The sequence below is a fragment of the Roseibium sp. HPY-6 genome (assembly GCF_040530035.1).
Lineage (GTDB): Bacteria > Pseudomonadota > Alphaproteobacteria > Rhizobiales > Stappiaceae > Roseibium.
Window position 1 is genome coordinate 270,451 of sequence record NZ_JBEWCD010000001.1, and the last position, 24,227, is coordinate 294,677.

Sequence of the window (24,227 nt, forward strand, 5' to 3'; positions counted from 1 at the left end):
CGCTACGAAAAATACGTCGGAATCATCGAGGCCCACGCCGGCCCGCGTTCTAAGGGAAGAAAACAAGTCCCTTCGCGCTGAACTGGAAGACCTGCGTCTTCTTTATGAAGCGACCATCGAACACGGTGAAGCGGTGGAAGACCAGCTCGCCGAGCAGTCCGCGCGCATGGAAGCGCTGTCAAAACAATTGGCGAAGTATCTCTCCCCTCAGGTCTACAAGTCGATCTTTGAAGGTCGGCAGGAAGTCAAAATCGCCTCGACGCGCAAGAAACTCACCGTCTTCTTTTCAGACGTGGCCGACTTTACCGAAATTGCCGACCGGCTTGAATCGGAAGACCTCACAAACATTCTCAATCAGTATCTGACGGAAATGTCTGACATCGCGCTGAAGCACGGCGCGACGATCGACAAATATGTCGGTGATGCGATCGTCATTTTCTTCGGAGACCCGGAGACAAGAGGTGTTACCGAAGACGCGCTCGCCTGTGTCCGGATGGCCATTGAGATGCAGAACCGGATGCGCGAACTCGAGGATGTGTGGCGCGCTGCGGGCATCGCCAAGCCGCTGAAGTGCCGCATGGGCATCCATACGGATTACTGCACAGTTGGTAACTTCGGCAGCAACGACAGGCTGGATTACACGATCATCGGCGGAGGCGTGAATACGGCATCCCGGCTGGAGACCCTGGCAAAGCCAGGATCAATCCTGATCTCCTTCGAGACATTTTCCCAAGTGAAAGACCAGATTACCTGTGCGTCGAATGGCGAAGTCAACGTCAAGGGCATCGCTTATCCGGTTTCGACATATGAGGTCATCGGCCTGAAATCGGAAGAGCCGAAATCGCCTCCACCAGTGAATGTCACGTTGATTGCCCGGGACCTCATTGCCATCTCGGATGGACTTCACGAGACATTCAGTATCGAGGAAAAGACGCTGTTGGTGTCATCCTTGAGAAACGCACTGGATCGGCTGCACACGGGCGATTAATGCGCCTTGTTAGGCCCAGGAACGGTCTCAGCCTCTTTCCTTGCGCAGCTTGCTCCAGTACTCGAGCCGTTTTCGCAGGTCCCGTTCATAACCTCGTTCCGGCGGATCATAGTAGGACTTCCTCTCCACGCCATCCGGAAAGTAGTTCTGGCCGGAAAAGCCGTCCGGCGCATCATGATCATACTGATAGCCGGCACCGTATCCCTCCTGCTTCATAAGCTTGGTCGGCGCATTGAGGATGTGTTTGGGCGGCAGCAACGAGCCACTGGACTTGGCATCACGCATAGCCGCCTTGTAGGCGACATAAGCACCGTTGGACTTGGGCGCGGTGGCCAGATAGATGACCGCCTGGGCAAGCGCAAGCTCGCCTTCCGGAGAACCGAGCATCTGGTAGGCATCTCGTGCAGCATTCGCCTGGACAAGGGCATTGGGATCCGCGAGACCGATATCCTCAACGGCCATCCTTATCAAACGCCTTGCCAGATACATCGGGTCCTCGCCGCCATCCAGCATGCGGCAGAACCAGTAAAGCGACGCATCCGCATCAGACCCGCGCACCGACTTGTGCAAGGCAGAGATGAGATTGTAGTGCCCATCCGCGCTCTTGTCGTAGATCGGTGCGCGGCGTTGCACGATTTCCTGCAGACGGTTTGCGTCGAAGACTTCGTCTTTTTCAGAGGCACGCCAGACGTCCTCTGCCAGCGTCAGTGCGGAGCGGCCGTCACCGTCAGCCATCCGGACCAGGACCTGCCGCGCTTCGGGGTCGAGCGGCAACGGCCTCTCTTCAACTTCCTCCGCGCGGTCGAGCAACTGGTTGATGGCTTCGATCGAGAGCGCGTGAAACGTCATGACATGAGAACGGGACAGCAGAGCAGCGTTGAGTTCAAAAGACGGGTTCTCGGTTGTCGCTCCGACAAGTGTTATCGTGCCGTCTTCCATAACGGGGAGAAAACTGTCCTGTTGAGCGCGATTGAAGCGATGGATTTCGTCTACGAACAATAGCGTTGCCGTGCCCCCCATGCGTCTCGCTCTTGCGGTCTCAAACACTTTCTTCAGATCCGCAACGCCGGAAAAGATCGCCGATATCTGTTCAAAGGCGAGGTCGGTTTCATTCGCAAGCAGCCGCGCGATCGTCGTTTTTCCGGTTCCCGGAGGGCCCCAGAAAATCAGGGAGCCGAGTGTTCGCGTTTTCAGCATGCGTGACAGCGTGCCCTCAGGCCCCAGAAGGTGATCCTGACCGACGACGTCATCAAGCCTGGCAGGACGCATACGGTCCGCAAGCGGGCGTGGCCCGCTCTGCGCAAGTCCCGAGGCTTCGAACAGATCGCTCACGGCAGTCCTTATCTCACCTCGAGCTTCGAAACCTTGCCGTCCCGTTCGATCTCGAGCCGCCAGACACGTGGCGGCGTCTTGGTGATTGCCTCCAGCATTCGTGTCGATTCCACCTTCTTGCTGTTGACCACACGAATGATGTCACCCGGACGCATGCCAACCTGATTTGCGGCACCGCCACGGCTTACCGCCGCAATCACAACGCCCTCAAACACACCTTCCAGGCCGATTTCCTCCGCGACAGCCGGCGACAGGTTCATAATCGTTGTTCCTTCGAACGGCGAGTACTCGCGCAACTGCCGCGTATCGCGCGGGACCGTCTCCGGCGCGGGCACCAGCGGAACCGAAAGGGAGACTTCCTGCCCTTCCCGAACGATCCGAAACTCGGATGTCTCGCCGATCATCTTCGTGGCAAAGCGGTACCCGAAGGAGTTGGGATCGACGACCTCCTTGCCCTCGATCGCAATGACCAGATCGCTAACCTCCAGTCCGGCCTCATGTGCAGGCGAACCATCGAACACGGCCGTTACCAGAACACCCTGCGGCCGGTCCAAGGACAAAGCTTCGGCGATTTCGGCGTTGACCATCTGGACCGTCGCGCCCAGCCATGGGCGGCGCACCTTGCCACCCTGATCAGCAGCCTGCGCGACGAAACGCGCCATATGCGCCGGAATGGCGAAGCCAATGCCGTTTGAACCACCGGAGCGGGAAAAAATTGCGGTGTTGATGCCGACCAGATTACCGGTCATGTCGACCAGCGCACCGCCGGAATTGCCGGGATTGATGGCAGCATCCGTCTGAATGAAAAACTGGAAATCCGTGACGCCGACCTGGGTTCTGGCAAGCGCCGACACGATTCCTTGCGTAACCGTTTGCCCCACACCGAACGGATTGCCGATCGCGAGCACGATATCGCCAACCTCAAGACTGTCGGAACTTGCAAAACTCACATGTTCAAAAGGACCTTCCTCACGGATCTTGAGCACCGCCAGGTCCGTCCGTTCATCCATGAGCACGATATCAGCATCGAACTCCCTGCGGTCGCTGAGCGCCACTCTGACCTCGTCAGCGCCTTTGATGACGTGGTGGTTGGTTATGACGGTACCGTCTGCGGAAATGATTACGCCTGAGCCAAGAGAGGATTCCACGCGTTCACGCGGCTGGCTTGGGCGCCCGCCAGGTTGCCCAAAAAACCTGCGAAAGAAGGGATCTTCCATAAAGGGCGAGACACGCTGGCGCCTGACAACCTTTCGGCTCGCATAGACATTCACCACTGCAGGCGCGACCTGCTTCACGACCGGTGCAAAGGACAGCTTGATTTGAGCTTCATTTTGCGGAACCAGTCTCAGATCTGCGGGCGACGGTTCAACCGACTGCGCGAAGGTCGCGGTTGCCAGGAGCCCGGTCAGAGCTGTGAGCAGAATACGGCACAAAGGGCGAAATCTGTTTGAATTGGTAAGGCGCATTGCCGGGCCCCTCTCTCGAATCTTCTTCCGTAACGGCGATACATGGCAGATAGGGTGTAAGAGAGGCAAACACAAAAACAAAAGAGCCGCCAGAACACCGGCGGCTCTTCACTTTATCGTTCAGCAAGCGGTCAGGCGGAGCGAACCTGATCCAGGAAACTGCGAACTTCCTGATCCAGTTGCTCTGCATCCGAAGCCATGTCTGCAGCTTCCTGAGAGAAACTCTGCGCCGCAACATTCGTGTCGTTTGACAAGGTTGAGACGTTACGGATGTCTTCTGTCACCTTGGAAGTTCCGCCAGCAGCCCTCTGCGTGTTTTCCGCAATCCCCTGGGTCGCATAGCTCTGCTCGGTGACGGCGGCCGCAACTTCGCTCACCGATTGCGTAATGTCGTCGATGGTCTTCTGAATATCCCCGATCGCGCCGACGGCAGCATCGGTCGCATTTCGGATGGCATCAATCTGCTGCTGGATCTCACCGGTTGCCTTGCCGGTCTGGGACGCAAGATCCTTGACCTCTGAAGCCACGACCGCAAAGCCTTTGCCCGCCTCGCCGGCACGTGCCGCTTCGATCGTCGCGTTCAGCGCAAGCAGATTTGTCTGATCCGCGATGTCGCTGATCAAGGTGACAACTTCACCGATCCGGTTGGCGGCTTCCGCAAGCGACTTGACGGTATCGTTTGTTGTTTCCGCCCGCTTGGTCGCCGCTGCAGCAACATTTGAGGACCTTTCAATCAGGCTGGAAATTTCCTGGATGGAACCGGAGAGCTGATCCGATGCGGCTGCAATCGACTCGACCTCGCGGAGGGCCTCTTCGGACATCGTCGCCGCATTGGCCGAGGTTTCACCCGCCGTATCCGTCATATCGCGCATCTTGTCGGCAGACTGCCGCAGTGATGCGGCTGACTGCGCGACCTTGTCGACAACCGTTCCGACGGTCGACTCGAATTCGCCTGCAAGGTTGGAGAGCATCTCCTGTCTCTGTTCGGCCTGCAGTCTGGCAGCGTCCGCTTCCTCCGCGGCACGACGTTCGTTTTCATCTGTCGCATTCTGACGGATCTGCAGCACAGCACGGCCGATATCCCCGATTTCGTCTTTCCGGCTCGCCGCCTTGATCTCCGCGCCAAGATCGCCGGAGGCAATGGCGTTAAGCGCGCCGACAAGGTTCGACAATGGCCCGGTGATCGAGCGGGAAAAGAACAAGGCGATGACGGTTGCGATCGCGATCGTCGCCAGCGACCAGATGAACATCTGGTTTTTCATGTTTGTGACGGCTGCAAGCGTTTCGTCCACGCTCTTTTCGGCGGCAATTGCCCAGGTCTGATCCTGGAAGTTCAATGCGCGAGCCACGACAAGGTCTGCAACACCATCTTCGCCTGTAACGATTTCGGCAGAATCAATGCCGCCCGTCGCGGCGAGAACCGGCGCTGCGGTCGAAGCGGCTTTGAGGGAGGTCGGTTCACTTGCCAGCGGCATGTCGCTCAGGATCGTTCCGTCCTGTCCGACGACATAAACCTGACCGGTTTCACCAAGGTCTTCCCGGTTGGCAACAATGTTGTTCAGGAAAGACGTGTTGAGCCGTACAATTGCCACACCATTGAGGCTGACAGTGCCAAAGGTGTTGAGATAGACGGGAGACGCGAGAAACAGCGAGCCTTCACCACCGGCTGGCTGGTATTGCGCGAAGGACGTAACGGCGACCTCCCCTTCCTGCAATTCGATCGCAGATTTGAAGACCTCATCAAGCCCGGTTCCATCAATTGCGCTGCCATCACCCAGCTTCAGCAGAAACTCATCTCCCTTGGTGACGGAATACAGCACGACACCAGCCGGATCGATCAGGTAAATATCGGCGTAACCGCCGTTCTTCCAGACATTGTAGATTGCCGGATGCGCCTCGGAATGGCGCCATGCATACATGGTTTTCTGTTCCGCGCCGAGCAGGGCTGCGCGTTCTTCGGGTGTCGCAGGCGACTGGAACAGGCCGACAATCTCCTCACGCTCCTTTTCCAGGTTCATCGACGCCTGGCCGAGCGTATTGAGGGCATCCGCAACGCTTGAGGCGAGAGTGACAACTTCACCTTGGGCAGAGTCCAGCTTGCTCTCAAGAAGTGCGGACCGGGCTTTGATGACCATGGCGAGTTCGGCTTCCGCGGCTTTTTGCAAGCCATCCTTGCCCGTGACGTATCCGATGACCCCAACCGCTGCACAGGCCGCAACGGTTATCACGATCATCAACGCGGGAATCACAAAGGAAAGACGAACTGAAGACGACTTCTTCCCATGAGAAGACGATTTGGTGAACACAATTTTTCTCCCAACCCAACCTCAATCACCCGAAGGTGCAGAAGCGAATCTAGGATTTGTTCCTTAATTGATCGATAATCAAAGTCTCATTGTTTGGAATAGAGTGCTTGATACACACAAGCAAAACGCCTGAAAAACAAAAAGGCGGACTGATGCCCGCCTTTAAGAATGCTTCAACTGAAGGGTATTTTACGCTGCGTTTTCTGCAGCTTCTTCCACTTCAGCACGTGCACGGTCGTCTGCACCGCGTGCATCCGGGTCACGGTCAACAAGCTCGATGACTGCCATCGGAGCATTGTCGCCATAGCGGAAGCCAGCCTTCAGAACGCGTGAATAACCGCCACTGCGATCCTTGTAGCGCTCACCAAGCGTGTCGAAAAGCTTGGCAACCATGGCTGTGTCGCGAATCTGCGAAATTGCCTGGCGGCGTGCATGGAGATCACCGCGCTTGCCCAGGGTAATGAGCTTGTCGATGATCGGTTTCATTTCCTTAGCCTTCGGCAACGTCGTCACGATCTGTTCGTGCTTGATCAGCGACGCTGCCATATTCGCGAACATAGCCTTGCGGTGGCTAGAGGTCCGGTTGAGCTTGCGGCCGGATTTACCGTGGCGCATGGCCCTCTCCTTTTTCTTTCAGGCAGTCTGCTCGATTTTCTGAAGCACTTGCCCGGTTGAACCCTTAGGGACGCGTACGCCCCTTAATACTGATGATCTTCGTAACGCTTGGCGAGATCGTCGATGTTCTCAGGCGGCCAGTTGGCGACTTCCATGCCGAGATGGAGACCCATCTGGGCGAGAACTTCCTTGATCTCGTTGAGCGACTTGCGGCCGAAATTCGGTGTCCGCAGCATTTCCGCTTCGGTCTTTTGAATGAGATCGCCAATATACACGATATTGTCGTTCTTCAGACAGTTTGCAGACCGGACAGACAGTTCCAGTTCGTCGACTTTCTTGAGAAGCGCCGGATTGAACGCAAGTTCCGGAACAGTGTCCTCGGCGACTTCGCGCTGTGGCTCTTCGAAATTGACGAAGATGGAGAGCTGATCCTGCAGAATGCGTGCGGCAAACGCCACGGCATCATCCGGCTTGACGGAACCATCGGTTTCGACAGTCAGGGTCAGCTTGTCATAGTCAAGAACCTGGCCTTCACGGGTGTTTTCCACCTTGTAGGAGACCTTCTTGACCGGAGAGTAAAGGCTGTCGACCGGGATCAGGCCGATCGGCGCATCTTCCGGACGGTTGCGGTCCGAGGAATGGTAGCCTTTGCCCGTATTGACGGTGAATTCCATGCGGATTTCAGCGCCTTCGTCGAGTGTACACAGAACAAGGTCAGGGTTGAGAACTTCAACATCGCCGACGGTCTGAATGTCGCCGGCTGTCACAACACCTGGACCCTGCTTGCGCACGACCATGCGCTTGGGGCCTTCGCCTTCCATACGGATGGCGATTTCCTTGATGTTCAGGACAATGTCGGTAACGTCTTCGCGGACGCCCGGAATTGACGAGAACTCGTGCAGAACACCATCGATCTGCACAGCCGTTACAGCTGCACCCTGCAGGGAAGACAGCAGAATACGGCGCAATGCATTGCCCAAAGTAAGGCCATAACCGCGCTCAAGAGGCTCAGCAACAACCGTTGCCAGAAAACGCGGATCGTGACCCGGTTTAATCTCGAGCTTCGTCGGCTTGATCAGTTCTTGCCAGTTTTTCTGAATGGTCACGTTTTCGTCCCTTCGGCTATCCCGCCCGGTTCTTCAAGACCGGGCCATTCTTTGCCATTTGGAGAAACAGGTACCTAAAGCCTCAAAGCCTTAGACGCGGCGGCGCTTGCGCGGACGGCAGCCATTGTGCGGAATCGGCGTCACGTCGCGAATGGACGTGATGAGGAAACCGGCAGCCTGCAGAGCACGCAATGCGGATTCACGACCTGAACCCGGACCACGGACTTCAACTTCCAGCGTACGCATGCCGTGCTCGGCAGCTTTCTTGGCCGCGTCTTCAGCAGCAACCTGAGCTGCATAAGGCGTGGACTTACGGGAGCCCTTGAAGCCGAGTGCTCCAGCAGACGACCAGGAGATCGCGTTGCCCTGAGCATCGGTAATCGTAATCATGGTGTTGTTGAACGTTGAGTTCACATGCGCAACGCCAGAAGAGATGTTCTTGCGTTCGCGGCGACGCACGCGCGTCGTGTCTTTAGCCATTCTGTAATCCTTGTTTCGATCTCGTCACTGCCGTAATTCCGGCAGCTCCACCACCGATCGCCGTGTGATGATTATTTCTTCTTACCTGCGATCGGCTTTGCCGGACCCTTGCGGGTGCGGGCATTCGTGTGCGTCCGCTGTCCGCGCACCGGAAGGCCACGGCGGTGACGCAGGCCGCGGTAGCAGCCAAGGTCCATAAGGCGCTTGATGTTCATAGCAGTGTCGCGCCGCAAATCGCCTTCAACCATGTAGTCCCGGTCGATGGTTTCGCGGATGGACAGAACTTCAGCGTCTGAGAGTTCATTCACACGGCGGGCGGAATCGATATTGTTCTTCTCTACGATTTCCTGAGCGAACTTCGCGCCGATACCGTGAATGTACTGAAGCGCGATAACCACGCGCTTGTTCGTTGGAATGTTAACGCCAGCAATACGTGCCACGTCGATCTCCATGTTAGCGCGGCAGCCTTGGAGGCTTACCGCAGTGGGTAAAGCCCGCGTCCGGTGGAGTCCGGCCCTTGCGGGGTACGAAAATGCCGGGTTGGCCCCGGCACAGAGAAGGCCGGTCTCACGAAAGTGAAACCGGCTAAACTGTCTGGTAGAGCGCGCTCATTACCGCCCTTAAACCTTCTCGTCAAGACCGTGTAGAATGGATTCTACAGAAGCGGTCACTTCGTCGATTGACTGCATGCCATCAACCACCGAAAGCAGCCCTGTCTTCTCGTAATACGGCACCACGATCGCAGTGTCGCGATTGTACGCTTCGAGCCGTTGCTTGAAGACTTCCGGGTCATCATCCTTGCGGACCGGTTCGCCCGATGCCTTCGCGTCTTCGGCGCGTTTGATGATGCGGTCAACAAGCTTCGTCTGGTCGACACGCAACTCCAAAACAGCATTCAGCTTCAAACCGCTGTCCTGCAGCATCTGATCAAGCGCCTCAGCCTGCGCAAGCGTGCGCGGGAAGCCGTCGAGGATAAACCCGTTCTTAGCGTCGTCCTCGGCTATCCGGTCACGAATGATGCCGACAACAATCTCGTCGGACACAAGTCCACCGGCATCCATCACTTCCTTGGCCTTGATGCCGATCGGTGTTTGTGCTGCCACAGCAGCACGAAGCATATCTCCGGTGGACAGCTGCGGGATGCTGTATTTCTCAACAAGGCGTGTCGCTTGCGTCCCCTTCCCCGCTCCCGGCGGTCCAACCAGAATCAACCTCATCGACGTTTCCCCCTGAGTTTCGCTTTTTTCACTAGACCCTCATACTGATGTGCAAGCAAGTGGCCCTGGATCTGAGATACTGTATCCATTGTCACGCTCACGACAATCAGCAAAGAGGTTCCTCCGAAATAAAACGGAACGCCAGTCGCCGAAATGAGGAATTCGGGTAATAGACAAACGATGGTGATATATATCGCACCCACAACGGTGATGCGCGTGAGGACGAAATCGATGTATTGAGCTGTCCGCTCACCGGGACGGATACCCGGAATAAAACCACCGTGTTTCTTCAGGTTGTCAGCCGTATCGCTCGGATTGAAGACAATGGCCGTATAGAAGAAACAGAAGAAGATGATCATGGCGGCGTAGAAGATCATGAACAAGGGCTGTCCGTGACCAAGCGCCGCAGTGATGTAGGTCAGCCATTCATTGCCGCCACCCTGGTTGAAGCCGGCAAAGGTAGCCGGAACAAGCAGCAGAGATGATGCAAAGATCGGCGGAATAACGCCAGCCGTGTTCAGCTTCAGAGGCAGGAACGAGGTATTGCCCTCAAACATCCGGTTGCCCATCTGGCGCTTCGGATACTGAATCAGCAGCCTGCGCTGCGCACGCTCCATGAACACGATGAAGCCGATAACGACGACGGCCAGGACAATCACCGCCAGGATAATCCAGGTAGCGAGCGATCCCTGTCTTCCAAGTTCAAGTGTCTGAACCACGGCAGACGGCAAGCCGGCAACGATACCCGCAAAAATGATCAGCGAAATGCCGTTACCAATGCCGCGCGAGGTGATCTGCTCACCGAGCCACATCAAGAACATCGTGCCGCCGACAAGCGTAATCACGGTGGAGGCACGGAAGAACCAGCCCGGATCCGTGACCACATTCTGGGCTTCCAGGCCGACAGAAATCCCGTAGGCCTGGAATGCGGCCAGAACGACCGTTCCGTATCGAGTGTACTGGTTGATGACCTTGCGGCCCTGCTCGCCTTCCTTCTTCAGCTGCTCAAGCGACGGCACGACCGTCGTCATCAGCTGCATGATAATGGAGGCGGAGATATAAGGCATAATGCCGAGCGCAAAGATCGCCATACGCTCGATCGCACCACCGGTGAACATGTTGACCATGCCGATGATGCCTTGTTGCGCCTGACTGAAGATCTGCGCAAAAGCGATCGGATCAATGCCGGGCATTGGAATATAAGTGCCCAGTCGATAAACCAAAAGCGCTCCCAGCGTGAACCAGATGCGCTTTTTGAGTTCTTCAGCTTTGGCAAACGCTGAGAAATTTAGATTTGAAGCCAGTTGCTCGGCGGCCGATGCCATGCCCTACTCCGGTCGTATGCTTGCCCACAAATGGGAAAAGCCCAGGCTGTTAAGCCTGAGCTCCCAGAACGGCAACCTTGCCGCCCGCTTTTTCGATTGCTGCGACAGCGCCCTTGGAGGCGCCGGCAACTTCAAAGGTCACCGCAGCGGTGAGTTCACCGTTGGCGACGATACGGACACCGTCGCGGACCCTTTTGACAACACCAGCGGCCTTGAGCGCTTCGACGGTGACCGTCTCGGAAGCGTTCAGCTTGCCTGCGTCAATGGCTTTTTGAACACGGCCAACGGACACGGTATTGAAGTCCTTGGCAAAAATGTTCGTGAAGCCGCGCTTCGGAAGGCGGCGGTGCAGCGGCATCTGGCCGCCTTCAAAGCCTTTGATCGCAACGCCGGAACGGGATTTCTGACCCTTCACGCCGCGTCCGCCGGTCTTGCCCTTGCCGGACCCGATCCCGCGGCCAACGCGTGTACGCTCCTTTGCAGCGCCTTCGTTGTCACGAAGTTCGTTGAGCTTCATTGTTTCTCTCCTCACCCCGATCTTATGCGTTGTCGTCGACAACGCGAACGAGATGCTGAACCTTGTTGATCATTCCGCGCACTTCAGGTGTATCCTTCAGTGTGGAACGGCGGTGCATCTTGTTCAGGCCGAGACCGACAAGCGTCGCGCGCTGGTCCTTAGGACGGCGCAGCGGGCTGCCGATCTGTTCGACCGTAACAGTCTTTTCGGTGTTCGCCATGGAACCTACCCTCTCTCAGCTGGGGTCTGGAGCCGCTAAGGTCAAGCCTCAGCGGCAGCCGGAGCCGCCTCTTCGTTGTTGTCACGACGCCGAGACTGCAGCACTGAGACCTTCAGGCCACGGCGGGCAGCGACGGAACGCGGGCTGTCTTCCTTTTTCAAGGCAGCAAACGTTGCGCGAACCATGTTGTAGGGGTTCGAGGTCCCCAGCGACTTGGCAACAACGTCCTGAACGCCGAGCGTTTCGAAAACGGCACGCATCGGACCGCCTGCAATGATACCGGTACCGGCCGGTGCTGCACGCAGCAGAACCTTGCCCGCACCGTGACGGCCTTCCACATCGTGGTGAAGCGTACGGCCTTCGCGCAGCGGCACGCGGATCATCGTGCGCTTCGCAGCTTCTGTTGCTTTCCGGATGGCTTCCGGCACTTCGCGTGCCTTGCCATGACCGAAGCCGACGCGACCCTTCTGGTCACCAACCACAACAAGTGCTGCAAAACCGAAACGGCGGCCACCCTTGACCACTTTCGCAACGCGGTTGATGTGAACGAGCTTGTCGACGAATTCGCTGTCTCGCTCTTCGCGATCGCGATTATCCTGTCTCGCCATTTTATTTGTCTTCCGTTCTTAAGAGCGCCAACGGGCGCTGGTCAGAATTCAAGTCCACCTTCGCGGGCAGCATCGGCAAGCGCTTTGACGCGCCCGTGATACATGTAACCGCCACGGTCGAACACGACCTGCTTGACGCCCGCAGCAACTGCGCGTTCTGCGACAAGCTTGCCAACGGCAGCAGCTGCTGCGACGTCGGCGCCCGTTTTCAGGCTGCCCTTGAGATCTTTTTCGATCGTTGAAGCAGAGGCAATCGTATGCCCCTTCGCATCGTCAATGATCTGGGCGTAGATCTGCTTAGACGAGCGGAAGATGGAAAGACGCGGACGCTCGCCGGCGGCTTTCCTGATCGAACGACGCACGCGATCGCGGCGGCGCTCGAAAGCTTGTTTGCTGTTCGCCATGATCCAGGTCCGTTACTTCTTCTTGCCTTCTTTGCGGACGATGAACTCGTCTGCATAACGTACGCCTTTGCCCTTGTAGGGCTCCGGCGGGCGGAATTCGCGGATCTCAGCGGCGACCTGTCCGACACGCTGTTTGTCGGTACCGGTGATGCTGATTTCCGTCGGCTTCGGGCACTTGATGTCGATGCCTTCCGGGATCGGATAGACGACATCGTGCGAGAAACCGAGCGCCAGTTGAAGGTTTTGACCTTGGACCTGGGCGCGATAACCGACACCAGTGATTGCGAGGTCTTTCTTGAAGCCGTCGGTTACACCGGTAATCAGGTTCGACACCATCGTCCGGCTCATTCCCCACATGGAACGTGCCGGTTTTGAGTTGTTGAGAGGATCGATTTTGATCCCGTCATCAGTCATTTCGGCCAGAACGAGATCATTAAGCACAAAAGACTTTTCGCCTTTCGGACCTTTGATCGTAACCATCTGACCGTCGATCGATGCCGTTACCCCGCTTGGCACGGGGACTGGCTTTTTGCCAATACGAGACATATGACCAACCTTGTCGTTGCTTAAAGGCGAGGAAGCCGCATCAGAAGACGCGGCAGAGAACCTCACCACCTACATTTTCATCACGCGCCTGATGGTCGCTCATGACGCCGCGCGGAGTCGAAATGATCGACACGCCCAGGCCATTCGAGACATGCGGGATGTTTTTCACCGAAGAGTACACCCGGCGACCCGGCTTGGACACCCGCTCAATCGTGCGGATAACCGGCTCACCATCGAAGTACTTCAGTTCGATTTCCAACTCGGACTTACCGCCCTCGTAGTCAACCGTGGTGTAGCCACGGATGTAACCCTCTTTTGCAAGCACATCAAGTACGTGTGCACGCAATTTGGAATTTGGTGAACTGACCTTGTTCTTGCGACGCATCTGGGCGTTGCGAATCCGGGTCAGCATATCCCCCAACGGATCAGAAATTGCCATCGGAGTTTCTCCTTACCAGCTCGACTTCACCAGGCCCGGGATCTTACCCAGGGAGCCCAGTTCACGAAGCGCGATACGTGACATCTTCAGTTTGCGGTAGAAACCGCGCGGACGGCCGGACACTTCGCAACGGTTGCGAACACGGTTCGGCGCGGAGTTCCGCGGCAGTTTCGCCAACTTCAGACGCGCGTTGTAACGCTCTTCAAGCGACAGGCTTTCGTCTTTCGCCATGGCTTTCAGAGCGGAGCGCTTCTCAGCGTATTTCTTGACAAGCTTCTCGCGGCGCTTGTTTTTCTCGATTGCGCTTTTCTTCGCCATCGTCGTTCCCTTCCTTGCCCGTTACTTCGTGAACGGGAAGTTGAACGCGCGCAGAAGCTCGCGCGCTTCGTCATCCGTCGGCGCCGTGGTGCAAACGATCACGTCCATGCCCCAGATCTGGTCGACCTTGTCGTACTCGATTTCCGGGAACACGATGTGCTCTTTGATACCCATGGCGTAATTGCCACGACCGTCGAAGCTCTTCGGGTTCAGGCCACGGAAGTCACGTACGCGCGGCAACGCGATTGTGATCAGACGGTCCATGAATTCGTACATCTGCTGGCGGCGCAGGGTCACTTTGGCACCGAGCGGCATGCCTTCGCGGACCTTGAAGGTCGCGATGGATTTCTTCGCCTTGGTGATCACCGGCTTCTGGCCCGCGATCGCAGCGAGATCTTCTGCAGCGGTACGGGCTTTCTTGGAATCGCCCACAGCCTCGCCGACACCGATGTTCAGCACGATCTTCTCGACCTGCGGAACCTGCATGACGTTCTTGTACTGGAACTTCTCAAGCAGCTGGTCGCGCACGACCTCGTTATAATGCGTCTTCAGACGCGGCACATAAGCTGTCTCAACCATCGATCAGGTCTCCCGAACGCTTGGCCACACGGACTTTGGTGCCATCGTCCTGTATCTTGAAACCGACGCGAGTCGGCTTGCCGTCTTTCGGGTCGGCCAGCGCGACGTTGGACAGATGAACAGGTGCCTCTTTGGACACGATGCCAGCTTCCTGCGTCTGGGTCTGCTTCTGGTGACGGCGAACCATGTTGATCCCGCGTACCAGCGCCTTGTTGTCAGTCGGCAGAACCTGAATCACTTCGCCAGACTTGCCTTTGTCACGGCCCGTCAATACGACAACCGTGTCGCCTTTTTTGATTTTCGCAGCCATCAGAGCACCTCCGGCGCGAGCGAAATAATCTTCATGTGGTTCTTTGCCCGGAGTTCACGCGGCACCGGACCAAAGATACGGGTGCCGACCGGCTCCTTGTTGTTGTTGACCAGCACGGCCGCATTGCGGTCGAACCGGATCACGCTGCCATCGGGACGGCGGATATCCTTAGCCGTGCGCACGACGACAGCCTTCATCACGTCGCCCTTCTTAACGCGGCCCCGCGGAATAGCCTCTTTGACGGAAACAACGATGATGTCTCCGACCTGGGCGTATTTGCGCTTGGAGCCGCCGAGCACTTTGATGCACATGACACGACGGGCGCCGGAATTGTCGGCGACGTCGAGGTTTGTTTGCATCTGAATCATGACTGGCTGCCTTGTTCTTCTATTGGCGCTCGGGTCACGGGCGCCTGATGCTCACTGAATGGAGCGTGGTTATTGTGTAACCACGGTCCAACGTTTGTTTTTCGAGACCGGCGCGCACTCTTCGATCTGAACAGTATCGCCAACCTTGTATTGATTGCTTTCGTCATGCGCGCGGTACTTCTTCGTGCGGCGCACAGTCTTTTTCAGCAGCGGGTGCGTGAAGCGGCGCTCCACGTTTACCGTCACCGTCTTGTCATTCGCGTCGCTGACAACGGTGCCCTGCAGGATACGCTTTGGCATTGCCGTCTCCTTACGCGTTTACCGACACGCGCTTCTCGCGCATGATCGTCTGGATACGCGCGATATCACGGCGGATCTGCCGTACACGCGCAGTGTTTTCAAGCTGACCCGTGGCTTTCTGGAAGCGCAGGTTGAACTGCTCCTTCTTCAGGCCTTCAAGCTCACCGCGGAGCTCGTCGAGGGTCTTGGCCCGTACATCGGTCGCCTTCATGGCTTAACTCCTCGCCTGCCTTAGTCGCCGATACGCTGAACGAAACGACACTTGATCGGCAGCTTGGCGGCAGCAAGACGCATGGCTTCACGCGCAATGTCTTCCGGCACACCATCGATTTCAAACATGATCCGGCCCGGCTTGACACGGCAAGCCCAGTAATCCGGAGAACCCTTACCCTTACCCATGCGGACTTCAGCAGGCTTCGAAGAAACCGGAACGTCCGGGAAGATGCGGATCCATACACGACCCGCACGCTTCATGTGACGGGTCATAGCACGACGGGCCGCTTCGATCTGACGTGCAGTAACACGCTCCGGCTCCAAAGCCTTCAGACCGAATGCGCCGAAGTTGAGGTCAGTACCTCCCTTCGACAAGCCGTGGATGCGGCCCTTGTGCTGCTTGCGGAACTTTGTGCGCTTCGGTTGCAGCATCGTTCTTCTCTCGTCTTTCTTATCTTACGAGCGGCAGGCAGCTTGATTTAAGCTGCGCGCTCGCGGCCCCGATCCCGGCGTCCGCCGCGATCACCCTGGTTACCTTCGGAAGCAGCCGTTGCGCGACGCTCGGACGCCATCGGGTCATGTTCCAGAATTTCACCCTTGAAGATCCAGACCTTCACACCGCACACGCCGTAAGCCGTGTGAGCGCTGGCGACACCATAATCGATGTCGGCACGCAGAGTGTGAAGCGGCACACGGCCTTCACGGTACCATTCGATACGCGCAATTTCCGCGCCGCCGAGACGGCCGCCGCAGTTGATCCGGATGCCCTGGGCACCGAGACGCATGGCGGACTGAACGGCCCGTTTCATGGCACGGCGGAAAGCAACACGGCGTTCCAGCTGCTGAGCGATCGACGCAGCGACCAGGGTCGCATCGATCTCCGGCTTGCGCACTTCAACAATGTTGAGATGCACTTCCGAGTTGGTGATATCGGCGATCTTCTTGCGAAGACGCTCGATGTCCGCACCCTTCTTGCCGATGACCACACCCGGACGACCGGAGTGGATGGACACGCGGCATTTCTTGTGCGGGCGCTCGATCACGACCTTGGAAACAGCAGCCTGCTTCAATTCCTTCAAGAGGAATTCACGAATGCGGAAATCTTCATGGAGAAGATCGCCATATTCGTTCTTGTTCGCATACCAGCGGGAGTCCCATGTACGGTTGATCCCGAGGCGCATGCCGATCGGGTTTACTTTATGTCCCATCAGGCAGTCTCCTCAACTTCGCGCACGACGATGGTCAGGTTCGAGAAAGGCTTCTCGATCCGTCCGACGCGGCCGCGTGCACGGGCCTGGAACCGCTTGATGACAAAAGCCTTGCCAACATGGGCTTCGGCAACCACCAGGTTGTCGATGTCCAGGTCATGATTGTTTTCCGCATTTGCAACGGCGGACATCAGCGTTTTCTTGACATCCTGTGCAATACGCTTGCGGGAGAATGTCAGGTCCGCGATGGCGGAACCGACTTTTTTGCCGCGGATTGCAGCCGCAACGAGGTTCAGCTTACGCGGGGAAACGCGTATCATACGGGTCATTGCCCGCGCCTCATTGTCAGCGAGCGTCCGCTCACGCTTCGGCTTGCCCATCGTTACTTCCTCTTCGCCTTCTTGTCGGCGCCGTGTCCGTAATAAGTCCGGCTCGGCGAAAATTCACCGAACTTGTGACCGATCATTTCTTCAGACACCAGCACCGGAACGTGCTTTTGACCGTTATAGACGCCGAAAGTCAAACCGACGAACTGCGGCAGGATCGTTGAGCGGCGGCTCCAGGTCTTGATGACCTCGTTCCGGCCGGACTCACGGACCTTGTCCGCTTTCTTCAGCAGATACCCGTCGACAAACGGACCTTTCCAGATCGAACGTGCCACGATCCTTGTCCTTTACTTCTTACGCGCGTGGCGGCTGCGGACGATATACTTATCGGTCTGCTTGTTGCGCCGCGTGCGCTTACCTTTGGTCGGTTTACCCCAAGGAGTAACCGGATGACGACCGCCGGAGGTCCGGCCTTCACCACCACCATGCGGGTGGTCGATCGGGTTCATGGCAACACCGCGTGTATGCGGACGAATGCCAAGCCAGCGGGAACGGCCTGCTTTGCCGAGATTGATGTTGGCGTGGTCCGGGTTGGACACAGCACCAATGGAAGCCATGCAGGTTCCAAGCACACGGCGCTGCTCGCCAGACATCAGGCGAAGCGTCGTGTAACCCTGGTCGCGGCCGACGATCTGAACGAAGGCACCGGCAGAGCGAGCGATCTGGGCGCCTTTGCCCGGCTTCAGCTCGATGTTGTGCACAATCGTTCCGACCGGAATGCTTGCCAGCGGCGCTGCATTACCCGGCTTCACGTCAACGTTGTTTCCGGCGACAACGGTGTCGCCAACAGCCAGGCGCTGTGGCGCCAGGATGTAGCTCAGCTCGCCGTCTTCGTAACGGATCAGAGCGATGAATGCGGTCCGGTTCGGATCGTATTCAAGGCGTTCGACCGTCGCCGGTACATCCCACTTGCGACGCTTGAAGTCGACAAGACGGTAGGACCGCTTGTGACCACCGCCGCGGTTCGGAGACGTCAGACGGCCCGTGTTGTTGCGGCCACCCTTCTTGGACAGGCCTTCGGTCAGCGTCTTGACCGGCTTGCCCTTGTACAGGCCGGAGCGGTCAACCTGAACGAGCTGACGGCGACCTGGGGACGTCGGATTGAATGTCTTAAGTGCCATTTTCTAAGTCCCCGTCTCAGAGCCCGGTGGTCACGTCAATTGCGTGACCTTCCTGCAGCGTAACGACGGCCTTCTTGAAGTCGGACTGGCGGCCAAGACGTCCGCGGAAGCGCTTTACCTTGCCCTTGCGGACCAGGGTATTCACTGCCGTGACTTTGACGCCGAACAGTGCTTCGACCGCGGCCTTGATTTCCGGCTTCGTTGCATCGTTGGCAACCTTGAAGACAACCTTGTTCTCTTCAGAAGCCATCGTCGACTTTTCGGTGATCACCGGGCCGACGATTTTGTCGTAGTGAGGAAGTTTGCTCATTTGAAGCGCTCCTCAAGTGCGGACACCGCAGCCTTGGTCAACACCAGAGTGTTGGCGCGCAGGATGTCGTAAACGTTGATGCCCTGAACCGGCAGCACATCCACATGTGGAATGTTGCGTGAGGCCAGTGCGAAGTTGTTGTCGACGTCTGCGCCGTCGATGACCAGGGCGCTGGTCAGCCCGAGTTTGCCGAGCTGTGCTTTGAGAGCCTTGGTCTTTGCTTCCGCTGCCTTGGCGTCTTCGACAACAACAATGCTGTCGGCTTTCGCCTTGGCGGACAGAGCATGCTTCAGGCCGAGGGCGCGAACCTTCTTGGGCAGATCATGGCCATGATCGCGAACGACTGGACCGAATGCCTTGCCACCACCACGAAATTGCGGGGCCTTCTTGTTGCCGTGACGTGCACCGCCGGAGCCCTTCTGGCGGACGAATTTCTTCGTCGTACCGGAAATCTCGGCGCGTTGCAGCGTTTTGTGGGTGCCTGCCTGACGCTTGGCCAGCTGCCAGCGCACCACACGGTGGATCAAATCGGTGCGCGGCTCGAGACCGAAGATCTCGTCAGACACCGTGATCGAACCGGCCGCCCCACCTTCGAGGGTCTTGACCTGGAGTTCCATCACTCACTCTCCTTCCCGGCAGCCTCAGTCGCTTCGGAAGCTTTGAAAGCACCCGGAACCGGAACATTTTCCGGCAGCGCCTTTTTGATCGCGTCGCGGACTAGGATCCAGCCGCCCTTGGCGCCCGGAACTGAGCCCTCGACCATGATCAGGCCACGCTCAACATCAGTGCGCACAACCTTCAGGTTCTGCGTGGTCACGCGGGCATCACCCATGTGACCGGCCATTTTCTTGCCCTTGAACACGCGGCCCGGATCCTGACACTGACCCGTGGAACCATGTGAACGGTGCGAGATCGAGTTACCGTGGGATGCGCGGCCACCACCGAAGTTGTGACGCTTCATCGCACCGGCAAAACCCTTACCGATGGAAGTGCCGGTCACGTCCACGAACTGGCCTTCGACGTAGTGATCAGCGGTCATTTCCGCGCCAACGTCGATCATGTTGTCCGCTGAAACGCGGAATTCGGCGACAGTCCGCTTCGGCTCAACCTTTGCGACAGCAAAGTGACCGCGCAGTGCCTTCGGCGTATTCTTTACTTTGCGGGTACCCGCGCCGAGCTGCAGCGCAGTGTAACCATTTTTTTCGTCAGTCCGGTGGGCAACCACCTGGCAGTTTTCCAGCCGCAAAACAGTGACCGGAACATGCTCGCCTGCATCGTTATAGATGCGGGTCATGCCCACTTTCTGAGCGATCACTCCAGAACGCATGATGTGTCCCCTTGACCCCGCCTTAGAGCTTGATCTCGACGTCGACACCAGCGGCCAGGTCGAGCTTCATGAGCGCGTCCACCGTCTGGGGCGTCGGATCAACGATGTCGAGAAGACGCTTGTGCGTACGCATCTCGAACTGATCGCGGCTTTTCTTATCGATATGCGGTCCGCGAAGCACCGTGTACTTCTCAATCCGCGTCGGCAGCGGCACGGGACCCCGTACCTGAGCACCGGTCCGCTTGGCCGTATTGACGATCTCCTTGGTGGAGGCGTCGAGAATACGGTGGTCAAACGCCTTGAGGCGGATCCGGATATTCTGACCGTTCATTGTTATTGTTCCCAATAAGACTGCGGGCCTGCCCGCGTTACTGTTAGTTACCCCGGCAGGCCCGGCTGTCGATTATTCGATGATGGATGCGACGACGCCGGCGCCGACGGTACGGCCACCTTCGCGGATCGCGAAGCGCAGGCCTTCTTCCATGGCGATCGGCACGATCAGCTCAACGTCAACCGACACGTTGTCGCCCGGCATCACCATTTCCGTGCCTTCCGGCAGAGAAACAACACCCGTAACGTCCGTCGTGCGGAAGTAGAACTGCGGACGGTAGTTGGTGAAGAACGGCGTATGACGGCCACCTTCTTCCTTCGTCAGGATGTAGGCTTCTGCCTTGAACTTCGTGTGCGGGGTCACAGAACCCGGCTTGCAAAGAACCTGGCCACGCTCAACGTCCTCACGGCCAATACCGCGGATCAGCGCACCGATGTTGTCGCCCGCTTCACCGCTGTCCAGCAGCTTGCGGAACATTTCAACGCCGGTAACCGTCGTCTTCTGGGTGTCCTTGATGCCGACGATCTCGACTTCCTCACCCACATTGATCACACCGCGCTCAACACGGCCGGTCACAACAGTACCGCGGCCGGAGATCGAGAACACGTCTTCGATCGGCATCAGGAACGGCTGATCCTTCGGACGCTCCGGCGTCGGGATGTAGTCGTCAACCTGCGCCATCAGCTCACGGATCGCATCACGGCCGATTTCAGGATCGCGGTTCTCAACAGCTGCAAGAGCCGAACCCTTGACGATCGGAATGTCGTCGCCCGGGAACTCGTAGGAAGACAGCAGCTCACGGATTTCCATTTCGACGAGCTCAAGAAGCTCTTCGTCGTCGACCTGGTCAACCTTGTTCATGAAAACAACAAGAGCCGGAACGCCAACCTGGCGCGCAAGCAGGATGTGCTCGCGGGTCTGTGGCATCGGGCCGTCTGCAGAAGAGCAGACCAGGATCGCGCCGTCCATCTGCGCCGCACCCGTGATCATGTTCTTCACGTAGTCGGCGTGGCCAGGGCAGTCAACGTGAGCGTAGTGACGGTTCTCCGTCTCATACTCAACGTGCGCCGTGGAGATGGTGATGCCGCGGGCCTTTTCTTCAGGCGCGCCGTCGATCTCGTCGTAGGCTTTCGCTTCTGCGCCGCCAGCTTCTGCCAGCGTCATCGTGATTGCAGCGGTCAGCGTCGTCTTGCCATGGTCAACGTGGCCAATCGTGCCAATGTTAACGTGCGGCTTGTTGCGCTCGAATTTTTCCTTCGCCATCGGATTACTCCGTTTCTCTATTTCTTCTTGACGTTAAGAGGTTGGGATCAGGCGTATTTCGCCTGAACCTCTTCGGCGACAGCCTGCGGCACCTGTTCGTAGTGATCGAACACCATCGAGTACTGGGCGCGGCCTTGAGACATGGAACGCAGATTGTTCACGTAGCCAAACATGTTGGCGAGCGGAACCATCGCGGTGATGACTGTCACAATGCCCCGGTTCTCCGTGCCGGCGATCTGGCCGCGGCGGGAGTTCAGGTCACCGATAACGTCACCCATGTAGTCTTCAGGTGTGACAACCTCGACCTTCATGATCGGCTCGAGCAGTTTCGGGCCGGCCTTCTGGATTGCTTCGCGGAAACCGGCACGGCCGGCGATTTCGAAGGCCAGAACGGAGGAGTCGACGTCATGGTAGGCGCCGTCGGTCAGGGTTGCCTTGATGTCGAGCATCGGGAAGCCTGCCAGAGGACCGGAAGACATGACACTCTCGATACCCTTCGTAACACCCGGGATATATTCCTTCGGGACGTTACCGCCGACAACCTTGCTCTCAAAGACATAACCTTCGTTCGGCTCTGCAGGCTCAATGGTGAGCTTGATGCGAGCGAACTGACCGGAACCACCGGACTGCTTCTTGTGGGTGTAATCCACATCCGCAACCTTGGTGATGGTTTCACGGTAGGCAACCTGAGGTGCACCAATGTTCGCCTCGACCTTGAATTCGCGCTTCATGCGGTCGACGATGATGTCCAGGTGCAGCTCGCCCATGCCGGCGATGATGGTCTGACCGGACTCTTCATCCGTTTTAACGCGGAAGGACGGATCTTCTGCAGCCAGGCGGTTCAGGGCAAGGCCCATCTTTTCCTGGTCGCCTTTGGTCTTCGGCTCGACGGCGATCTCGATCACCGGCTCGGGGAATTCCATACGCTCCAGGATCACCGGCTTCAGCGGGTCACACAGGGTGTCGCCGGTCGTGGTGTCTTTCAGACCTGCAATCGCCACGATGTCGCCTGCATAGGCCACGTCGATGTCGTCGCGGGAGTTGGAGTGCATCTGCATCATCCGGCCGACGCGCTCGCGCTTGTCCTTCACGGTGTTGAGAAGGGACGAGCCCTTGTTCAGCACTCCGGAATAGATGCGGCAGAAGGTCAGCGAGCCGACGAATGGGTCGTTGGCGATCTTGAATGCCAACAGACCAAGCGGCTCTTCGTCGGACGACTTGCGCTCGACTTCAGCTTCGGTCTTCGGATCGATGCCCTTGATGGCCGGAACTTCGACCGGGCTCGGCAGAAAATCGACAACAGCGTCAAGCAGCGGCTGAACGCCCTTGTTCTTGAACGCGGACCCGCAGAAGATCGGCACAAAGTCACCATTGATGGTGCCCTTGCGGATCAGCTCTTTCAGCTTTTCCATGGTCGGCTCTTCACCTTCCAGGTAAGCTTCCATTGCTTCTTCGTCGACTTCGACAGCGGTTTCGATCAGAGCGTCGTGCATTTCCTGTGCGCGATCAGCAAGATCGGCCGGAATGTCGACTTCGTCCCAGGCAGCGCCCAGGTTTTCTGCTTGCCAGATGAGCGCCTTCATTTTCAGAAGGTCGACACAGCCGGCGAATTCGCTCTCAGCGCCAACCGGCAGCTGCATGACCAGAGGCGTTGCGCCGAGGCGCTCCTTGATCATGGTGACACAGCGATCGAAATCAGCGCCCAGCTTGTCCATCTTGTTGACGAAGATCATCCGCGGAACGTTGTACTTGTCGGCCTGACGCCAGACAGTCTCGGTCTGCGGCTCAACACCGGCGTTTGCATCTAGAAGAGCAACCGCGCCATCGAGAACACGCAGAGAACGCTCAACCTCAATGGTGAAGTCAACGTGGCCCGGGGTGTCGATGATGTTCAGGCGCTTGTCGTTCCAGAACGCGGTCGTAGCAGCAGAAGTGATCGTGATTCCACGCTCCTGCTCCTGCTCCATCCAGTCCATGGTGGCAGCGCCATCATGAACTTCGCCGATCTTGTGGCTTTTGCCTGTGTAGTAGAGGATCCGCTCGGTCGTAGTGGTCTTGCCGGCATCGATGTGAGCCATGATGCCGAAGTTACGGTAGTCCTCGATTTTATGCGTGCGCGACATAGCGTCAGCCCTTCGAAGTAACTTTTACCAGCGATAGTGCGAGAACGCGCGGTTGGCATCAGCCATCCGGTGCGTATCTTCGCGCTTCTTAACTGCGGTACCACGGTTGTTTGCCGCATCGAGCAATTCACCGGAGAGGCGATCAACCATCGTGGTTTCGTTGCGGTTGCGCGCAGCGGTGATCAACCAGCGGATCGCGAGAGCCTGACGGCGGTCTGTGCGAACCTCAACCGGGACCTGGTAGGTCGCACCACCAACACGGCGGGAGCGAACTTCCACTTGCGGCATGACATTTTCAAGAGCCGCATGGAAAACCTCGATCGGGTTCTCGCGGGTCTTGTTCTCGACAACGTCGAATGCACCGTAAACGATGCGCTCGGCGGTGGACTTCTTGCCGTCGTACATGATGGAGTTCATGAACTTCGTGACGACGACATCCCCGAATTTCGGATCCGGGTTGATTTCGCGTTTTTCAGCGCGGTGACGACGGGACATCTAATG

Annotated in this window: 33 protein-coding genes and 1 pseudogene; 1 reads left to right on the forward strand and 33 read right to left on the reverse strand. The window is 57.6% G+C overall.

Features of this window, described 5'->3' with window-relative positions:
• Positions 1 to 136: 136 nt before the first annotated feature.
• Positions 137 to 818, forward strand: a pseudogene (locus ABVF61_RS01265) (adenylate/guanylate cyclase domain-containing protein); the annotation flags it as partial.
• 197 nt (positions 819 to 1,015) lie between these two features.
• On the opposite strand, the gene ABVF61_RS01270 reads toward ABVF61_RS01265, so the two are convergent.
• From ABVF61_RS01270 to rpsG, 33 genes are all read right to left on the reverse strand, one after another.
• Positions 1,016 to 2,320: a replication-associated recombination protein A gene (locus tag ABVF61_RS01270; RefSeq protein ID WP_353991735.1), complete on the reverse strand. Its 1,305-nt coding sequence runs from the start codon at positions 2,318 to 2,320 to the stop codon at positions 1,016 to 1,018.
• Between the two features lie 8 nt (positions 2,321 to 2,328).
• Positions 2,329 to 3,786: a DegQ family serine endoprotease gene (locus tag ABVF61_RS01275; protein WP_353991736.1), complete on the reverse strand. Its 1,458-nt coding sequence runs from the start codon at positions 3,784 to 3,786 to the stop codon at positions 2,329 to 2,331.
• A gap of 131 nt (positions 3,787 to 3,917) precedes the next feature.
• Positions 3,918 to 6,020: a methyl-accepting chemotaxis protein gene (locus ABVF61_RS01280; RefSeq protein WP_353991737.1), complete on the reverse strand. Its 2,103-nt coding sequence runs from the start codon at positions 6,018 to 6,020 to the stop codon at positions 3,918 to 3,920.
• 261 nt (positions 6,021 to 6,281) lie between these two features.
• A complete protein-coding gene (gene rplQ, locus ABVF61_RS01285) occupies positions 6,282 to 6,707 on the reverse strand; it encodes a 50S ribosomal protein L17 (protein ID WP_353991738.1) in 426 nt (141 codons plus the stop codon).
• Positions 6,708 to 6,790: 83 nt separating this feature from the next.
• Entirely contained in the window at positions 6,791 to 7,813 is a 1,023-nt protein-coding gene (locus ABVF61_RS01290) for a DNA-directed RNA polymerase subunit alpha (protein WP_353991739.1), read from the reverse strand.
• A gap of 90 nt (positions 7,814 to 7,903) precedes the next feature.
• The gene (gene rpsK, locus ABVF61_RS01295) at positions 7,904 to 8,293 is read right to left on the reverse strand and encodes a 30S ribosomal protein S11 (RefSeq protein ID WP_006936427.1); all 390 of its coding nucleotides are present in this window, start codon (positions 8,291 to 8,293) and stop codon (positions 7,904 to 7,906) included.
• Between the two features lie 71 nt (positions 8,294 to 8,364).
• Positions 8,365 to 8,733, reverse strand: coding sequence for a 30S ribosomal protein S13 (gene rpsM, locus ABVF61_RS01300; protein WP_353991740.1), 369 nt, complete (start codon positions 8,731 to 8,733; stop codon positions 8,365 to 8,367).
• A gap of 180 nt (positions 8,734 to 8,913) precedes the next feature.
• Complete coding sequence (locus ABVF61_RS01305; protein ID WP_353991741.1) at positions 8,914 to 9,510, reverse strand: adenylate kinase; 597 nt, start codon at positions 9,508 to 9,510, stop codon at positions 8,914 to 8,916.
• A complete protein-coding gene (secY, locus tag ABVF61_RS01310; protein ID WP_353991742.1) occupies positions 9,507 to 10,835 on the reverse strand; it encodes a preprotein translocase subunit SecY in 1,329 nt (442 codons plus the stop codon). Before secY ends, ABVF61_RS01305 begins: the two co-directional genes overlap by 4 nt.
• Before the next feature lie 49 nt (positions 10,836 to 10,884).
• Entirely contained in the window at positions 10,885 to 11,352 is a 468-nt protein-coding gene (gene rplO / locus ABVF61_RS01315) for a 50S ribosomal protein L15 (protein ID WP_353991743.1), read from the reverse strand.
• A gap of 22 nt (positions 11,353 to 11,374) precedes the next feature.
• Positions 11,375 to 11,572 (reverse strand): 50S ribosomal protein L30, encoded by a 198-nt coding sequence (gene rpmD / locus ABVF61_RS01320; RefSeq protein WP_299481581.1) that lies wholly within the window; start codon positions 11,570 to 11,572, stop codon positions 11,375 to 11,377.
• A 41-nt stretch (positions 11,573 to 11,613) separates the two neighbouring features.
• The gene (gene rpsE / locus ABVF61_RS01325; RefSeq protein ID WP_353991744.1) at positions 11,614 to 12,180 is read right to left on the reverse strand and encodes a 30S ribosomal protein S5; all 567 of its coding nucleotides are present in this window, start codon (positions 12,178 to 12,180) and stop codon (positions 11,614 to 11,616) included.
• Between the two features lie 41 nt (positions 12,181 to 12,221).
• A complete protein-coding gene (gene rplR, locus ABVF61_RS01330; RefSeq protein WP_353991745.1) occupies positions 12,222 to 12,584 on the reverse strand; it encodes a 50S ribosomal protein L18 in 363 nt (120 codons plus the stop codon).
• A 12-nt stretch (positions 12,585 to 12,596) separates the two neighbouring features.
• Positions 12,597 to 13,130 carry a 50S ribosomal protein L6 gene (gene rplF / locus ABVF61_RS01335; RefSeq protein ID WP_353991746.1) on the reverse strand — a complete coding sequence of 178 codons (534 nt, stop codon included), beginning with the start codon at positions 13,128 to 13,130 and terminating at the stop codon, positions 12,597 to 12,599.
• A gap of 40 nt (positions 13,131 to 13,170) precedes the next feature.
• Positions 13,171 to 13,569 (reverse strand): 30S ribosomal protein S8, encoded by a 399-nt coding sequence (rpsH, locus tag ABVF61_RS01340; RefSeq protein WP_297586241.1) that lies wholly within the window; start codon positions 13,567 to 13,569, stop codon positions 13,171 to 13,173.
• Between the two features lie 12 nt (positions 13,570 to 13,581).
• A complete protein-coding gene (gene rpsN, locus ABVF61_RS01345) occupies positions 13,582 to 13,887 on the reverse strand; it encodes a 30S ribosomal protein S14 (RefSeq protein ID WP_055115929.1) in 306 nt (101 codons plus the stop codon).
• Positions 13,888 to 13,908: 21 nt separating this feature from the next.
• A complete protein-coding gene (rplE, locus tag ABVF61_RS01350) occupies positions 13,909 to 14,466 on the reverse strand; it encodes a 50S ribosomal protein L5 (protein ID WP_353991747.1) in 558 nt (185 codons plus the stop codon).
• The gene (rplX, locus tag ABVF61_RS01355; RefSeq protein ID WP_299481565.1) at positions 14,459 to 14,776 is read right to left on the reverse strand and encodes a 50S ribosomal protein L24; all 318 of its coding nucleotides are present in this window, start codon (positions 14,774 to 14,776) and stop codon (positions 14,459 to 14,461) included. The genes rplE and rplX overlap by 8 nt, the downstream gene beginning before the upstream one ends.
• A complete protein-coding gene (gene rplN / locus ABVF61_RS01360) occupies positions 14,776 to 15,144 on the reverse strand; it encodes a 50S ribosomal protein L14 (protein ID WP_008191626.1) in 369 nt (122 codons plus the stop codon). The genes rplX and rplN overlap by 1 nt, the downstream gene beginning before the upstream one ends.
• 69 nt (positions 15,145 to 15,213) lie before the next feature.
• Positions 15,214 to 15,444, reverse strand: a complete 231-nt coding sequence (rpsQ, locus tag ABVF61_RS01365; protein ID WP_353991748.1) for a 30S ribosomal protein S17 — start codon at positions 15,442 to 15,444, stop codon at positions 15,214 to 15,216.
• Between the two features lie 10 nt (positions 15,445 to 15,454).
• A complete protein-coding gene (gene rpmC, locus ABVF61_RS01370) occupies positions 15,455 to 15,655 on the reverse strand; it encodes a 50S ribosomal protein L29 (RefSeq protein WP_353991749.1) in 201 nt (66 codons plus the stop codon).
• 20 nt (positions 15,656 to 15,675) lie between these two features.
• Positions 15,676 to 16,089 carry a 50S ribosomal protein L16 gene (rplP, locus tag ABVF61_RS01375; RefSeq protein WP_299481556.1) on the reverse strand — a complete coding sequence of 138 codons (414 nt, stop codon included), beginning with the start codon at positions 16,087 to 16,089 and terminating at the stop codon, positions 15,676 to 15,678.
• Between the two features lie 47 nt (positions 16,090 to 16,136).
• A complete protein-coding gene (gene rpsC / locus ABVF61_RS01380) occupies positions 16,137 to 16,865 on the reverse strand; it encodes a 30S ribosomal protein S3 (protein ID WP_299481553.1) in 729 nt (242 codons plus the stop codon).
• Positions 16,865 to 17,245, reverse strand: coding sequence for a 50S ribosomal protein L22 (rplV, locus tag ABVF61_RS01385; RefSeq protein WP_155189790.1), 381 nt, complete (start codon positions 17,243 to 17,245; stop codon positions 16,865 to 16,867). The genes rpsC and rplV overlap by 1 nt, the downstream gene beginning before the upstream one ends.
• A gap of 2 nt (positions 17,246 to 17,247) precedes the next feature.
• Positions 17,248 to 17,526, reverse strand: a complete 279-nt coding sequence (gene rpsS, locus ABVF61_RS01390) for a 30S ribosomal protein S19 (RefSeq protein WP_022998243.1) — start codon at positions 17,524 to 17,526, stop codon at positions 17,248 to 17,250.
• 12 nt (positions 17,527 to 17,538) lie between these two features.
• Entirely contained in the window at positions 17,539 to 18,372 is an 834-nt protein-coding gene (gene rplB / locus ABVF61_RS01395; protein WP_299481546.1) for a 50S ribosomal protein L2, read from the reverse strand.
• A 16-nt stretch (positions 18,373 to 18,388) separates the two neighbouring features.
• Positions 18,389 to 18,682, reverse strand: a complete 294-nt coding sequence (locus ABVF61_RS01400) for a 50S ribosomal protein L23 (RefSeq protein WP_152501370.1) — start codon at positions 18,680 to 18,682, stop codon at positions 18,389 to 18,391.
• A complete protein-coding gene (gene rplD, locus ABVF61_RS01405) occupies positions 18,679 to 19,299 on the reverse strand; it encodes a 50S ribosomal protein L4 (RefSeq protein ID WP_353991750.1) in 621 nt (206 codons plus the stop codon). Before rplD ends, ABVF61_RS01400 begins: the two co-directional genes overlap by 4 nt.
• Positions 19,299 to 20,009, reverse strand: coding sequence for a 50S ribosomal protein L3 (rplC, locus tag ABVF61_RS01410; RefSeq protein ID WP_353991751.1), 711 nt, complete (start codon positions 20,007 to 20,009; stop codon positions 19,299 to 19,301). Before rplC ends, rplD begins: the two co-directional genes overlap by 1 nt.
• A gap of 22 nt (positions 20,010 to 20,031) precedes the next feature.
• Positions 20,032 to 20,340: a 30S ribosomal protein S10 gene (gene rpsJ, locus ABVF61_RS01415; RefSeq protein ID WP_006936455.1), complete on the reverse strand. Its 309-nt coding sequence runs from the start codon at positions 20,338 to 20,340 to the stop codon at positions 20,032 to 20,034.
• 72 nt (positions 20,341 to 20,412) lie between these two features.
• Positions 20,413 to 21,603, reverse strand: a complete 1,191-nt coding sequence (gene tuf, locus ABVF61_RS01420) for an elongation factor Tu (RefSeq protein WP_353991752.1) — start codon at positions 21,601 to 21,603, stop codon at positions 20,413 to 20,415.
• A gap of 47 nt (positions 21,604 to 21,650) precedes the next feature.
• The gene (fusA, locus tag ABVF61_RS01425) at positions 21,651 to 23,726 is read right to left on the reverse strand and encodes an elongation factor G (RefSeq protein WP_353991753.1); all 2,076 of its coding nucleotides are present in this window, start codon (positions 23,724 to 23,726) and stop codon (positions 21,651 to 21,653) included.
• A 24-nt stretch (positions 23,727 to 23,750) separates the two neighbouring features.
• A complete protein-coding gene (rpsG, locus tag ABVF61_RS01430) occupies positions 23,751 to 24,221 on the reverse strand; it encodes a 30S ribosomal protein S7 (protein ID WP_319382507.1) in 471 nt (156 codons plus the stop codon).
• Between the last annotated feature and the right edge of the window lie 6 nt (positions 24,222 to 24,227).